Source organism: Streptomyces sp. NBC_00670, assembly GCF_036226765.1.
Classification (GTDB): Bacteria; Actinomycetota; Actinomycetes; order Streptomycetales; family Streptomycetaceae; genus Streptomyces.
In genome coordinates this window covers 6,720,231-6,733,203 of the sequence record NZ_CP109017.1, presented here as the reverse complement: position 1 = coordinate 6,733,203, position 12,973 = coordinate 6,720,231, and the positions used below count along the sequence as shown (strand labels likewise).

The window sequence follows — 12,973 nt, the reverse complement described above, 5'->3', positions numbered from 1 at the left end:
CTACTGTTCCTCCTCGAAGACGTTCCTGAGTTCCTTGAACAGTTCGATGTCGCAGGGCGCCAGCCGGGTCTGCTCGGCCACCTTGACGATCGTCTGCGCGATGCCCCACACCGCCGTGTGGTACTTGGCGTGGTAGCCCTTGGCGCGCAGCCCGTACAGCCCCGACCTGAGGTACTCCTGGCCGAGGTCGGGGTGCGCGTACTGCACGCGCCGGGCGACGCGGGGCAGGGTCAGCGGGCGGGGGTCGACCCAGAGCACGGGGACGATGGCGTTGCCGGTGTACGGGCGGCTGCGGGAGTGCTCCTCCTGGCGGCGGACGAAGGCGTCCCACTCCCGCCCGCACCACTCACGGGTGAAGTAGCGCTTGGTGTAGACGGGGACGAAGACCTGGCAGTCGGTGAGCGTCTCCTTCAGCCGCCGTTCCCAGTCGGCGCCGACGCCCATCCTGCGGTCCAGGAAGCCCGGCGGGCGCTCCCCGTCGTGGTCGGTCAACTGCATGATGTGGCCGCACAGCTGGCGGTGGAAGGCGACCAGGTCCTCGTCCGGGTTCTCCGCCTTCGCACCGTCCTCGGTGGAGGGCACCCGGGCGTAGCTGAGGAAGAAGACGTACGGGTCCGGCGCGCCGGCCGTCCCCGCCGGCTCGGGAGCCGGATCAGTCATGGCGTGCCCCTCGTCCCCCGGTCGTCGCCGCACGCACGGATGCGGACCGTGCGGCCGGTCCCTGAATCCACCATTGGAGCGCGAAATCCCCGCCGGGGGCCAGGGGTTGACGCATTCCGCTTGTGCGAGGGGGCGCACGGGCGGCGCACGTGCGCCCGGGGCCGGCGGCGCCGCGGGGAGCGGGATCACGGTGCGAGTGCCATCGCCGCCGCACGCAGCCCGCGGACCAGGCGCACCCCCACGGGGAAGAGGGCGCCGGTGTCCAACAGCCTGCCGGTGACGTCCAGCACCCCGTTCCGCCAGGTGGCCGCCGTGGCCCGTGCGTGCCGGGCCGCGGCGGTGTCCCGGTCGGCCCCGGCCTCCGCCCGCCGGGCCCGCAGACGCCACACGTCGGCGACGGCCAGGTGGGCGTAGGCGCCCTGGAGGGCCAGGGGCAGGGGCCGTAGTCCGGCGCGCCAGGGGACCGGCATACGGCTGGTGTCGGCCGGGTCGAGGAGCTCGTACATGTCGTACAGCGCCCACAGGGTGGCGTGCTGGAACTCGTGGATCACCAGCAGCGCCAGGTCGTCGGCGGTCCGGGGCAGGGCGAGGCCGATCGCGCCGAAGGTTCCCCACGACGTGGCGCTGACGTCCTCTTTCGGCCGGGGCACCAGCGGGGTCAGCGTGGTGAGGCCGGCGGCGATCCCGGGGGCGTACGCCGGGTACGCGTCGCGGATCAGCCGCCAGGCGTCGGCGAACCGGCCCTGCCACTGCGTGAACTGGCGGTACGTCAGGCGGGGTTGCGCGGTTCCGCCCTTCCCGTAGCAGTCGCGGGCCGGCTCCAGGTCGTCGAGGACGACCCGGAGGCCGTCGGCGGTGAGGCGGCGCAGCGGCTGCCAGCGCATGCCGCCCGGCAGCGGGTCCCGCCCGAGGACGTGTCCGGCGACGGCGATCCGGCCGTCCGCCGTCTCGACGGTCACCGTTCTCGGCGTGCCCGGCGCGGGGTCGTCGGGCAGCAGCAGCCGGCCGAGGCCGGGGAGGTGGATGCCGGTGCCGTCCGGCCAGCGGCGCGGTGGCACGGGGAGGGTGAGCCGTCCTCCGGCGCGTGCGGTGGCGGCGAGCGCGGCCTCGGCGGGACGGCCGCCGGCCGGCCGCAGCACATCGGCGTGGGCCACGGCCCACCCCCGCAGATGGGGGTCGGCGAGCAGCGGCCGGCGGACCTCGGCGGGCAGCGCGTTGACGGCCTCCCAGCCGGCCGTCGAGGCGTCCGGCCGCCGCCGGGCGGTCCGCAGTCCCGCGGCCAGCGCACTGGTGCGCAGGCTGCCCTGTGCGGCGGCCAGTTCGCGTATGTCGTCGGCCGTGCCCCGGCCCGCGGCCAGGGCGTCGAAGCGGGGCCAGGGCAGGCCGTGCCGCTTGCCGGTGGTGCCGGCGTCGGCCCTCCTGGCCGGGGCGGGGTCCATGCCGGTGGGCCTCCGTTCGGCGGCGCGCACGTGGTCGATGAGCTTGAGGAGGTCGGCGCAGTACACGCTGGGGTTGTCGAAGCCGTTGGCGGTGCGGAAGCGGTGCCCGTACAGGCCGCCGCCGCAGACCGACACCACGCGGCAGGACCGGCAGGCGGCGCTCAGGCCGTCGACGCCGGTGCGGCGGGCCTTGATGCCCGGGTGGGCGGCGGCCTCGGTCAGGCGGTGGGTGGCCAGGCGCAGTCCGGTCTCCGGGGCGCCGGGATAGGCGGTCTTCAGCCAGTCCGCCTGTTCGACGGCGCCGTCGGTCTCGAGGACCAGCAGGTCGGAGTCGTCCGTCCCGAGTGCCTCGGTGAGGCTGGTGCCGCCGTCGGCGAGCCGGCTGATCGACTCGAACATCCGGATGGGAACGGGTCGGCCGTCGGCGGCCCACCGCTCGTGGACGGCGATCAGCCAGTCCGCGTACTCGGTGGCCCCGGTGGCCCCGGTGGCCCCGGTGGCCCCGGCGGGGTCGGTGGCGCCGTGCGGGCGGGGCGGCGGACGGTCCCAGGTGGCGTGCGGCAGCAGGAAGTCGATCGCGGGCGGGTCGAGGGCGGCCAGGGCCCGGTAGGCGGCCACCGGGTCGTTCTCGACGTCGACCGTGCAGAGCAGTCCGCCGAAGGCGCCGCGGTGGGCGGGGGCGTTGAGGCGGCGCACGGCACGCACCACGTCCCGGTGGCTGCCGGAGCCGTCGGCGCGGACCCGGTGCCGGTCGTGGGCGGCCTCGTCGCCGTCGAGGGAGATGCTGGTGACGATGGACTCCTCGGCGAGCATCGCGCAGAACGCGTCGTCCAGGAGCAGGCCGTTGGTCTGCATCCGCAGGTCGAGGGCGGCGACGCCGTCCAGGGCGGAGCGCAGCGTGCGGGCGAAGCCGCGCAGCCGCTCCCGTCCGGCGAGCAGCGGTTCGCCGCCGTGCAGGACGACGTGGACCCGGCGCAGGCCGTGCTCCGCCGCGTGCTCGGCGATCCGGGCGGCCGCCAGCCGGAGGGTCTCCTCCGACATGGTCACCGGCCGCCCGCGCCAGCTCCGGTCCGCGTGGCGGTAGACGTAGCAGTGGTCGCAGCGCAGGTCGCAGCGGCTGTGCACCTTGAGCACGAACTGGCGGAAGGAGCCCGTCGCCGCGGTCACGGCCGGGTCAGAGCAGCGACGACTGGAACGCGGCCACGGGCTCCTCCTCGCCGGGGGCCGTCCTGGCCAGGGCCGCGTCCAGGGCGGCCTCGGGCACCTCGTCCAGGGGGGTGTCTTGGAAGTCCTCGACCACGCTCGTGGCCGCGGGCTGGCGCTCGTAGCTGTCCACAGGCGTCTCCTCGGGCGTAGGGCACCGGGTGGCTCACGTCATCGTGACGTGCCCCCACCGGCCCGGCAAGGCACTCCCCGGCCAACCCCCTGGCGCCCCGTCAGGGACGCCTGGGGCTCACGTCGCCGCCTGGTCCGAGTCGCGGAAGCCGCCCCAGCCGTGCCAGCGGTCGATCTCGATGTACGCGCTGACGCGGGCGCGGTCGCGGTCGGCGTACGGCTGGCCGAGGTAGTGCCGGGAGAGCCGGTCGATGTCGGTCAGGCCCTCGTCGTCCCGCATCTCGGTGACGCGGCCGATCAGGGTGACGTGGCTGTACCAGTCGGACTCGTCGAGGACGGTGAGCGTGACCCGGGGGTCGTTGCGCAGGTGGGTGAGGCGCTTGCGGCCCTCGTCCATGTTGACCAGTACCCGGCCCTCGTCCCACAGGTACCAGGTCGCGGTGGAGACCGGCTGGCCGTCGGAGCGCAGAGTGGTGACGACGGCCGGATTGGCCTTGCGCAGCATGGCCACGGCGGCGTCCGGAAGCGGTGGCTTGGACATGGGGTGCCTCCCTGTTCTTTGATCCACTTCTCCGGTACCCACCGTGTCACATGTGGCGGTGGACCGCGCGCATCCCCGTCACCGGTAAGGCAACAGGCCGTCGCGGTGGCCCAGTTGGTGCCTTCCGCCAGTCGGGCGACCCCGATTTGACACCCGGTGCGCGGCCTCACCACGATGGCCTCATGAAAGCCGTTTTCAGTTTCAGTGGAGGGGGCTCGTAGTGCGCGTCGCGTTCGTCGGCAAGGGCGGCAGCGGCAAGACCACGCTGTCCGCCCTCTTCGCCGGCCGGCTGGCCCGCTCCGGCGCGCCGGTCCTCGCCCTCGACGGTGACATCAACCAGCACCTGGCCCACGCCCTCGGCCTGCCCGAGGAGGAGTCCTTCGGCGCCCCGCCGCTCAGTGCGCGGACCGGCGAGATCAAGGACTTCCTGCGCGGGAGCAACCCGCGGATCGCCTCCCGCGAGACCATGCTGAAGACCACTCCCCCGGGCCACGGCTCCCGGCTGCTGCGGCTGCTCGGCGACGACGAGATCCACGCCCGGCACGTCCGCGAGGTGGCCGGGGTGCCGCTGATGGTGACCGGCGCCTTCGCCGAGGAGGACCTCGGGGTGGCGTGCTACCACTCCAAACTGGGCGCGGTCGAGCTGTACCTCAACCACCTCGTGGACGGCCCCGGCGAGTACGTCGTCGTCGACATGACGGCCGGTGCGGACGCCTTCGCCTCCGGGCTGTTCACCCGGTTCGACATGACGTTCCTGGTCGTCGAGCCCACCCGCAAGAGCGTCTCGGTACTGCGTCAGTACCGCGAGCACGCCGCCGAGTTCGGCGTCCCGGTCGGGGTCGTCGGCAACAAGGTGGCCGGCGAGGACGACCTGCTCTTCCTCAAGCGTCACGTCGGCGACGACCTGCTGGCGTACTGCCCGCACTCCGCCCATGTCCGTGCCCAGGAGCAGGGCCGTCCGCACGACGGACCCGAACCGGCCCTGTTGGGTGCCCTCGACGCACTGCGCGGGGCGGTGGACGCGCGTCCCAAGGACTGGGAGACCTTCCAGCGGCACGCCGTCGAGTTCCATCTGCGCAACGCCGCCGCGTGGGGCGACCGGGCCACCGGTACGGATCTGGCGGCCCAGGTCGACCCCTCCTTCCGGCACGGACCGGCCGCGCTCCGGGCCGCCCGCTGACCGCCGCCCCCCTTCCGCGACTTCCCGCCGCTCCCCGCCGCTTCCCGCCGCTTCCCGCCACGGAACAGACAGGACACCCCATGACGCTCGACGTCCTCCCGCAGCCGCTCGCCGAGGCCGAGGCGGGCGGGGTCCGCGACGCGGACGTCGTGGCGGCCGTCCGCGCGTCACTGCCCTACGCCTACCAGGTCGTCGCCGGGCTCGCGGCCGAACTGCGGTCCGGCACCGCCGAGTTCGCCGAAGCCGTCACCCCTCCCCCGTCGGAGGCGGAGCGCGGCCAGTTGCGGCGCGCGCTGTCCAGCGACGCGATCCGCGGCAGCCTGGAGCGGCACTTCGGGATCGTCCTGGCGTCCTGAACACACGCGTGGGGGCCGGGCGCGCACGGCGCCCGGCCCCCACACCCTTGCCGCTCGCGGCGGCGGCGACGGGCCGGTCCCGGTGACCGGCCGGGTCAGGCGCGGCCCTTGGCCGCTCCCATCGCCGTCGTCGTCAGCCCCAGCACGACCGCGACGCCACCGGTGATGACGTTGCTGACGACCGTGCCGGTCGTGGCCGCCGCGTTCTGCACGACCCAGGGGCTGATGATCGCCCAGGCGCCGATCGCGGCGGCGACCCAGCCCATGCCGAAGGTCCGCTCATAGGCGCTGCCGAAGCCCAGCGCCAGGATCGCCAGGGCGATACCGGTCACCAGGTTGCTGACGCCCAGCGGGTTGCCGTTGAATCCCACCACCCACGGCGAGATCGCCAGGTACAGGCCGGTCAGCAGGCTCAGTCCCTCGGCGGCCTGCGCGGACGGCCGGGCCGACACCTCGGCGTAGCGGGCTCGCAGTGCGAGAAGGTCCGGGTGCTGTTCGATCTGCGAGTGAGTGGCCACGACGGCCACCCCCTTCCCAATCGGGGACATCTCGCCCCCTTGCGTAACCCTCCTCGCCGGGCTGAACCATGGCACAAGGCAAATATGGGAAATTCCGAGTGAGGTACGCCACATCCACGGCGTACCGGGGCCAATCGGCCTCACTCGGCCGCTCCCGGACGGACCACCACCGCCAGCGTCTCGACCGGCCCGCTGTGCTCGAAGCGCAGGACGAAGGGGACGAGATCGCCGGTGCGCCAGCGCGGCGAGGCGGGCACGGTCACATCACTGGTGAGGGGTGACATGTCGACGGTGCCGCCCGCGGGCACCGGCAGGGAGCCGGCGAGCTGCCGGTAGGCCGCGTTCCCGTCGGTCATCCGGTGGCGGCTCAGGGTGATCTCCCGGCCCACGGCGGACGACGTCACCGCGAGCAACGTGTCCGGTGCGCCGCCCGAGTTGGTGAGGCGGAAGAAGGCGGCGGTCTCCACGGCGTCCGGGGCGGGGAGGTAGAGGCGGGCGTCGGCGACGGCGATCCGGGCGGGGCTGCCCGCCCTGCCCGAGGCGGTCCACGCGGCGAGACCGCCGAGCGCGAGGACGGCGGCGCAGACGGGGGCGAGACCGGCCAGGACGGTGTCCTTCAGACGCCGGCGGGTGGGGCGCCAGGGGTGCGGGGTCATCGGCGCTTCCTTCGCGGCGTCGGCGACGGCGGCGCCTTGGGTTCGGGTACGGGCGGTCCCGGTCCGGGCGCGGGCGGCGGGGGCCGCCCCCGGCGTCACAGCGCCGCCCGGGCGCGGGGCGCGGACGCCGTACGCCGCCGGCCGGCCGGTGCCGGCTGCCAGGCGCGCAGCCGCAGGCTGTTGCCGACCACGAGCAGCGAGCTGACGGACATCGCCGCCGCGGCGAGCATGGGGTTGAGCAGGCCGACCATGGCCGGCGGCACGGTCACCAGGTTGTAGCCGAACGCCCAGAGCAGATTGGCGCGGACGGTGCCGAGCGTGGCGCGGGCCAGCCGTACGGCGTCGGCGAGGGCCTCGATGTCACCGCGGACGAGCGTGACGTCGGCGGCACCGATCGCCACATCGGCTCCGGTGCCCATGGCGATGCCGAGGTCGGCCCCGGCCAGGGCGGCCGAGTCGTTGACGCCGTCGCCGACGACCGCGACCCGGTACCCCTGCTCCCGCAACCGCCGTACGAGCGCGGCCTTGTCCTCGGGCGAGCAGCGCGCGTGCACCTCCTCGATGCGCAGCTCCCCGGCAACGGCGCGGGCCGGTTCCGCACGGTCGCCGGTGGCGAGAACCGGACGCACCCCGAGCTGCCGCAGCCGCTCCACGGCCCGGTAGCTGCCCGGCCGCAGTACGTCGCCGATCTGGAGGAGCGCCGCGACCGTGCCGTCGACGCGGACCACGACCGGGGTACGGGCGCCGCCCGTCCCGGCGGTCGTCAGGGCCTCGGCGAGGGCGTCGGGCAGTTCGTCGTCCGGCGCGCCGACCTCGACAAGCCTGCCCTCCACCCGTCCGCGCACGCCCCGCCCCGGCAGGGCCTCGAAGCCCTCGACGGCGGGGAGTCCGCGCCCGGGCGCGGTACGCCGTGCGTACGCCACCACCGCGCGGCCCAGCGGGTGTTCCGAGCCCTGCTCGACCGCCGCCGCCAGCCGTACGGCCGTCTCCTCGTCCACTGCGCCCGGCACCGTGGTGACCCGGGCGACGCTCATGTGACCGGAGGTGAGTGTGCCGGTCTTGTCGAGCACCACGGCGTCCAGGTGCCGCAGGCTCTCCAGCGCCCGGGGCCCGTTGACCAGGACGCCGAGCTGGGCGCCCCGGCCGGTGGCGGCCATCAGCGCGGTCGGCGTCGCCAGGCCCAGCGCGCACGGGCACGCCACGACCAGCACGGCCACGCAGGCGGTGAGCGCGGCCTGCGGCTCGGCCCCGGCGCCGAGCCAGAACCCGAGCACCGTGACGGCGAGGACGAGGACGACCGGGACGAAGACCCCGGCGACCTTGTCCGCGAGCCGCTGGGCGCGTGCCTTGCCCGCCTGTGCCTCGGTGACCAGCGCGGTGATCCGGGCCAGTTGGGTGTCGGCGCCGACGGCCGTGGCCCGTACCAGGAGCAGTCCTCCGGCGTTCACGGCGCCGCCGGTCACCGGGGCGCCGGGGCCCACCTCCACCGGTTCGCTCTCCCCGGTGACCAGGGAGAGGTCGAGCGCCGAGTTGCCCTCCACGACCACCCCGTCGGTGGCCGGCCGCTCCCCGGGCCGTACGACGAAGACCTGCCCGACGCGCAACTCCTCGATGGGAATCAGGCGTTCGCGCCCGTCCTCGCGTACGGACACCTCCTTGGCGGCGAGCCGGGCCAGCGAGCGCAGGGCCGCACCGGTCCCCCGCCGCGCCCGGGCCTCCAGGAACCGGCCGACGAGCACGAACAGCGGTACTCCGACGGCCACTTCGAGGTACATCGGGGCGACGCCGTCGGTCGCGGACGGTACGAGGCTGAACGGCATCCGCATGCCGGGGTCGCCCGCGCCGCCCAGGAAGAGGGCGTAGCAGGACCAGGCGAAGGAGGCCAGGACGCCGAGCGAGACGAGCGTGTCCATGGTCGCCGCCGCGTGCCGCAGCCCCCGGGCCGCCCGGACGTGGAACGGCCGGGCGCCCCAGACGACGACGGGCGCGGCGAGCACGAAGCACAGCCACTGCCAGTTGCGGAACTGCAGCGCGGGCACCATCGAGAGGACCATGACCGGCAGGGCGAGCAGCACCGTGACCACCAGCCGGTCGCGCTCCCGCCGCAGTTCCCCGGCCCCGTCCTCCCCGTCCGCCTGCCTCCGCCGGACCGGCGGTGCGGGGAGCGCGGCCGTGTACCCCGCGCGCTCGACGGTGGCGATCAGCTCCTGCGGGCCGACGCCGGAGGGATGCCGTACCCGGGCCCGGCCGGTGGCCAGGTTGACGGCCGCGGTGACCCCGTCCAGCCGGCCGAGCTTCTTCTCGACGCGCTGGACGCACGCCCCGCAGGTCATCCCGCCGACGAGGAGGTCGGTCACGACCTCCACGGCGGCCGGTCCGGTGACGGGCTCGGCTGCCATCAGTGACCGCCTCCCTCTCCCATGTCCCCCATCTCCATCCCGCCGGAGTCCGTGCCGCCGCCGTCTCCCCCGCCGCCGTCCCGGGTCACCTGGGTGCCGTGCATGCCGGGCGCGACCGGCCCCGCGCCGGTTCCCACCGCGTAGGCCGCGGCGAACGCCACGACCAGCAGCAGAAGGAATCCGCACAGGGCCGGCGGGGGCAGCGCCCGGCGGAGGGAAGGACCCGCCGCGGGGGCGGGTCGGCGGGTCTGTGCCATCTGATACGACTCCCAACACCTCGTACGGCGCCGTCCGGAGGGAGCCGTACCGGAACAGGAGTCGGGGCGGCGGACGGCCGGGTTCCCCGGGGCCGGTGTGACCTACGTCATCACGAGTGCCCCCTGCGCGGGCGCCGCCGGTCCCGCGGTGCCGGGCTCGTCGTCCAGCATCCGGGTCAGCGCGCCCCGGGCCCGGGAGACCCGGGAGCGCACGGTGCCGACCGGGCAGCCGCCGGCCTCGGCGGCCTCCTCGTAGGGCAGGCCGAGCAGCTGGGTGAGGACGAACGCCTCGCGCCGGTCGCCGGGCAGCGCGGCCAGGAGGTCCCTCAGGGCGACGCCCTCCTCGAAGCCCGGCAGGCCGAGCGGCTGGGCGCGTTCGGCGGCGAGCTGCCAGTCGGCTGTGTCGGCCTTGCGGGGCCGGGCGGCGGCGCGGCGCAGGCTGTCGGCGACGGCCCGGCGGGCGATCGACAGCAGCCAGACCCGGGCCGAGGAGCGGCCCTCAAAGCGGTGCAGCGCGGTCAGCGCCCGCAGGAACGTGTCCTGGGTGAGGTCGTCGGCCGCCTGGGGGTCGTGGGCGAGGTGGGCCACGTAGCGGCGTACGTCGTGCTGGAGGGCGCGCACGAAGCGGTCGACCGCTTCGCTGTCGCCGCCGGCGGCGGCGAGCGCCCAGGCGGTGACCGTCTCGTCGGTCACCGCGGGCAGGGCAGAACTCATGGTTCCTGGGTCCTTACTCGGGTCCCGTGCGGCCGCGCCGAAGGGCCGCGGGGGGCCGGGGGCGGCCCGCACGGGTGGGAGATCTCGTCCACGCGGACGCGCGGACGACGGCCCGCGCCGCGCGTGCGCACGGCGTGGGGAATCCGGCTGTCAGAGGACAGCGATCGCCCCGGGTGGGCCCCGGGTGGTGACGGCGTGGACGAGGAGCCGCTGCCGCGGCCGGTGCGCCCGCTCACGGAACCGCCGCGCCACCGGCGGCGGTTCGGGCGGCAGGAGGACCGCGAGGACGAGCCGCAGCGGCACGAAGGCGCGGTCGGCGCAGGCGCGGGCCAGCGCGAAGGCCGCGTGCTCGCCCTGCGCGAGCCACAGTCCGCACAGCAGGGCGGCCAGGAGGTGGGCGGCGAGCATGCCCCAGGAGGCCGTACCGGTCGCGTGCGCCATGGTGTGCGAGCCGGCGGCGTCCATGCCGGGCATCCCCGGCATGGACGGCATGGCGCCCATGCCGGGTACGTGTCCGGCGTGGGCGTCCGGTACCCGCGGGGCGAGTCCGGCGTGCACGGCGACGTCGTACGCCCGGGCCGCCGCCGCGGAGCCGGCGTCGCCGCCGCAGAGCAGCTGGGCGGCCCACTGCCGGACCGAGGCCGTGGCGTCCGGTGCGCCGCCCGACGGCTGCCGTACGGACTGCGCGAGCGTGAAGCAGACGTGCAGAGCCGTCTGGACGGCGACGGTGAGCCCGGCCACCGCGGTCCGGCGGCGCTCCCTGGCCCCGAAGGCCCAGCCGATGGCGCCGACCGTGGCGGTGGCGGCGGCCAGGGTCCACCAGGGCACCGGCGCGCCGGACATCAGGACGTGGCCGGCGGCGGCGAGCACGACGCACACGGCCGCGAACATCGCGGCCCGCAGTGCGCGCAGTACCCCGCCGGCAGACATCTCGCCTCATCCTGACACCCGGTGCCCGGGCCCGGTTCACCGACCCGCGGAACCGGTCGCGGCCGGACGTACGAGTCCCGGTGCCGTGTTTCCCTCGCCGCTCCCACTGTGCGGGCCGTCCGTCTCGTCCACCGGCCGCCGGTGGTCGAAGGCGATCAGCGGATCGTCGGTCAGCGGGTGCGTGACGACGGTCGCCCGGACGCCGAACACCTCCGCCAGCAGCTCCGGGCGCAGCACCTCGCGCGGTGGCCCGGAGGCCACCACGTGGCCCTCGTGCAGGACGTGCAGCCGGTCGCAGACGGAGGCCGCGGCGTTGAGGTCGTGCAGGGACACCAGCGTCGTACGGCGCCGGCCGCGCAGCAGGGCGAGGAGTTCCACCTGGTGGCGGATGTCGAGGTGGTTGGTGGGCTCGTCCAGGACGAGCACGTCGGGGCGCTGGGCGAACGCGCGGGCCAGCAGCACCCGTTGACGCTCCCCGCCGGAGAGTTCGGTGAAGCGGCGGTCCGCGTGGCCGGCCATGCCGACGTCGGCGAGGGCGCCGGTGACGAGGTCGTGGTCGGCGGCGTCGTCACCGGCGAACGCCCGTTTGTAGGGGGTGCGGCCCATGACGACGACCTCGCGCACGGTCAGCTCGAAGTCGCCGCCGCGCTCCTGCGGCAGGGCGGCGATGTGCCGGGCGGTGCGCGCGGAGCTCAGCGTGCGCAGATCGGTGCCGTCGAGCAGGACGCGCCCCGCGACGGGCTTGAGGTGGCGGTAGACGGTGCGCAGGACGGTCGACTTGCCGCTGCCGTTGGGTCCCACCAGGCCGGTGATCTCGCCCGGCGCCGCGAGGAGGTGGGCGCCCGCCACGACCGTACGGCCGGCGTAGGCGACGTGCAGGTCCTCGATGTCGAGTCTCACCGGGCGCTCCCGAGTCGGCGGTCGAGCAGATACAGCAGCGTGGGGGCGCCGAGCAGCGAGGTGACGACGCCGACCGGCAGTTCCTGGGTGTCCATGGCCGTGCGGCACACCAGGTCGACCACGACGAGGAGCAGCGCGCCGAACAGCGCCGAGACCGGGAGCAGCCGGCGGTGGTCGCCGCCGACGACGAGGCGGCAGACGTGCGGGACCATCAGGGCGACGAAGCCGATGGCCCCGGAGACGGCGACGAGGACGCCGGTGAGCAGGCTGGTCACCGCGAACAGTTCGCGGCGCAGCCGGGCGACGTCGATGCCGAGGCCGGCCGCGCTCTCGTCGCCCATCAGCAGCGCGTTGAGGCGGCGGGCGCGGGCCTGGAGCAGCAGCCAGACCGCCGGGACGGCGACGGCGGGGGCGGCCAGCAGCGGCCAGGTGGCGCCGCCGAGGCTGCCCATGAGCCAGAACAGCACGCTGTGGGTCTGCTGTTCGTCGCCGGACCGCAGCACGAGGTAGCTGGTGAACCCGGACAGGAACTGGCCGATGGCGACCCCGGCGAGGACCAGCCGGAGCGGGTGGAAGCCGCCGCCGCGCCGGGCGATCGCCCAGACGAGGACGAAGGTGGCGAGCGCGCCCGCGAAGGCGGCGCCGGACAGTCCGAGGCCGAGGGTGCCGCCGGTGCCGAGGCCGAGCACGAGCGCGGCGACGGCGCCGAGCGAGGCGCCGTGGGAGACGCCGAGGAAGTACGGATCGGCCAGCGGGTTGCGCACCAGGGCCTGCGTGGCGGTACCGACCAGGCCGAGTCCGGCGCCCACCAGGGCGGCCAACAGGGCGCGGGGCAGCCGCAGTTGCCAGACGATCAGGTCGTTCGTGCCGGGTCTGGGCGCCTCGCCGGTCGCCCTGCGCCACACCACGCCCCACACCTCCCCGGGCGGTAGGGAGGTGGAGCCCCAGGAGACCGCCGCGGTGAGGGCCGCGAGCAGGGCGAGGCCGAGGAGGCAGAGCAGGGGTCCGGTGGGCAGCGGGCCGCGCGTCCGCGCCTTCGGGCCGCCGGTGGAGGTGTTCTCCTTCTCGCGCGGGAGGAGAGCGGGCAC

Annotated in this window: 13 protein-coding genes and 1 pseudogene; 2 read left to right on the top strand and 12 right to left on the bottom strand. The window is 75.3% G+C overall.

Features of this window, described 5'->3' with window-relative positions; all coding sequences use genetic code 11:
• From OIE12_RS29480 to OIE12_RS29465, 4 genes are all read right to left on the bottom strand, one after another.
• Positions 1 to 660 (bottom strand): TIR-like protein FxsC, encoded by a 660-nt coding sequence (locus tag OIE12_RS29480; RefSeq protein ID WP_329140533.1) that lies wholly within the window; start codon positions 658 to 660, stop codon positions 1 to 3.
• Positions 661 to 845: 185 nt separating this feature from the next.
• On the bottom strand, positions 846 to 3,266 hold the full coding sequence (locus OIE12_RS29475; protein WP_329140530.1) for an FxsB family cyclophane-forming radical SAM/SPASM peptide maturase: 2,421 nt from the start codon (positions 3,264 to 3,266) through the stop codon (positions 846 to 848).
• Positions 3,267 to 3,273: 7 nt separating this feature from the next.
• Positions 3,274 to 3,435, bottom strand: coding sequence for an FxSxx-COOH cyclophane-containing RiPP peptide (gene fxsA, locus OIE12_RS29470; RefSeq protein ID WP_063738112.1), 162 nt, complete (start codon positions 3,433 to 3,435; stop codon positions 3,274 to 3,276).
• Between the two features lie 117 nt (positions 3,436 to 3,552).
• A complete protein-coding gene (locus OIE12_RS29465) occupies positions 3,553 to 3,975 on the bottom strand; it encodes a PPOX class F420-dependent oxidoreductase (protein WP_329140526.1) in 423 nt (140 codons plus the stop codon).
• 220 nt (positions 3,976 to 4,195) lie between these two features.
• On the opposite strand from OIE12_RS29465, the gene OIE12_RS29460 reads away from it, so the two are divergent.
• Together OIE12_RS29460 and OIE12_RS29455 are read left to right on the top strand one after the other, a co-directional pair.
• Positions 4,196 to 5,155 carry an ATP-binding protein gene (locus OIE12_RS29460; RefSeq protein WP_329140524.1) on the top strand — a complete coding sequence of 320 codons (960 nt, stop codon included), beginning with the start codon at positions 4,196 to 4,198 and terminating at the stop codon, positions 5,153 to 5,155.
• A gap of 80 nt (positions 5,156 to 5,235) precedes the next feature.
• Positions 5,236 to 5,505 (top strand): annotated as a pseudogene (locus OIE12_RS29455) (SCO5389 family protein); the annotation flags it as partial.
• 101 nt (positions 5,506 to 5,606) lie between these two features.
• On the opposite strand, the gene OIE12_RS29450 reads toward OIE12_RS29455, so the two are convergent.
• The 8 genes from OIE12_RS29450 to OIE12_RS29415 all read right to left on the bottom strand — a co-directional run bounded on the left by OIE12_RS29450 (position 5,607) and on the right by OIE12_RS29415 (position 12,973).
• On the bottom strand, positions 5,607 to 6,059 hold the full coding sequence (locus tag OIE12_RS29450) for an SPW repeat protein (protein WP_329140523.1): 453 nt from the start codon (positions 6,057 to 6,059) through the stop codon (positions 5,607 to 5,609).
• A gap of 110 nt (positions 6,060 to 6,169) precedes the next feature.
• The gene (locus OIE12_RS29445) at positions 6,170 to 6,685 is read right to left on the bottom strand and encodes a copper chaperone PCu(A)C (RefSeq protein WP_329140521.1); all 516 of its coding nucleotides are present in this window, start codon (positions 6,683 to 6,685) and stop codon (positions 6,170 to 6,172) included.
• 95 nt (positions 6,686 to 6,780) lie between these two features.
• Complete coding sequence (locus OIE12_RS29440; protein ID WP_329140519.1) at positions 6,781 to 9,084, bottom strand: heavy metal translocating P-type ATPase; 2,304 nt, start codon at positions 9,082 to 9,084, stop codon at positions 6,781 to 6,783.
• Complete coding sequence (locus tag OIE12_RS29435) at positions 9,084 to 9,341, bottom strand: hypothetical protein (RefSeq protein WP_329140517.1); 258 nt, start codon at positions 9,339 to 9,341, stop codon at positions 9,084 to 9,086. The genes OIE12_RS29440 and OIE12_RS29435 overlap by 1 nt, the downstream gene beginning before the upstream one ends.
• A 102-nt stretch (positions 9,342 to 9,443) precedes the next feature.
• On the bottom strand, positions 9,444 to 10,055 hold the full coding sequence (locus OIE12_RS29430; protein ID WP_329140515.1) for a sigma-70 family RNA polymerase sigma factor: 612 nt from the start codon (positions 10,053 to 10,055) through the stop codon (positions 9,444 to 9,446).
• A gap of 150 nt (positions 10,056 to 10,205) precedes the next feature.
• Entirely contained in the window at positions 10,206 to 10,985 is a 780-nt protein-coding gene (locus OIE12_RS29425; RefSeq protein WP_329140513.1) for a hypothetical protein, read from the bottom strand.
• 36 nt (positions 10,986 to 11,021) lie between these two features.
• Positions 11,022 to 11,885, bottom strand: a complete 864-nt coding sequence (locus OIE12_RS29420) for an ABC transporter ATP-binding protein (protein WP_329140511.1) — start codon at positions 11,883 to 11,885, stop codon at positions 11,022 to 11,024.
• The gene (locus OIE12_RS29415; RefSeq protein ID WP_443053955.1) at positions 11,882 to 12,973 is read right to left on the bottom strand and encodes a FecCD family ABC transporter permease; all 1,092 of its coding nucleotides are present in this window, start codon (positions 12,971 to 12,973) and stop codon (positions 11,882 to 11,884) included. The genes OIE12_RS29420 and OIE12_RS29415 overlap by 4 nt, the downstream gene beginning before the upstream one ends.

Excerpts from the sequence above, each read along its gene's own strand:
- OIE12_RS29480 (WP_329140533.1), bottom strand. The coding sequence starts at position 660 with ATGACTGATCCGGCTCCCGAGCCGGCGGGGACGGCCGGCGCGCCGGAC.
- OIE12_RS29465 (WP_329140526.1), bottom strand. The coding sequence starts at position 3,975 with ATGTCCAAGCCACCGCTTCCGGACGCCGCCGTGGCCATGCTGCGCAAG.
- OIE12_RS29450 (WP_329140523.1), bottom strand. The coding sequence starts at position 6,059 with ATGTCCCCGATTGGGAAGGGGGTGGCCGTCGTGGCCACTCACTCGCAG.
- OIE12_RS29445 (WP_329140521.1), bottom strand. The coding sequence starts at position 6,685 with ATGACCCCGCACCCCTGGCGCCCCACCCGCCGGCGTCTGAAGGACACC.
- OIE12_RS29440 (WP_329140519.1), bottom strand. The coding sequence starts at position 9,084 with ATGGCAGCCGAGCCCGTCACCGGACCGGCCGCCGTGGAGGTCGTGACC.
- OIE12_RS29435 (WP_329140517.1), bottom strand. The coding sequence starts at position 9,341 with ATGGCACAGACCCGCCGACCCGCCCCCGCGGCGGGTCCTTCCCTCCGC.
- OIE12_RS29430 (WP_329140515.1), bottom strand. The coding sequence starts at position 10,055 with ATGAGTTCTGCCCTGCCCGCGGTGACCGACGAGACGGTCACCGCCTGG.
- OIE12_RS29425 (WP_329140513.1), bottom strand. The coding sequence starts at position 10,985 with ATGTCTGCCGGCGGGGTACTGCGCGCACTGCGGGCCGCGATGTTCGCG.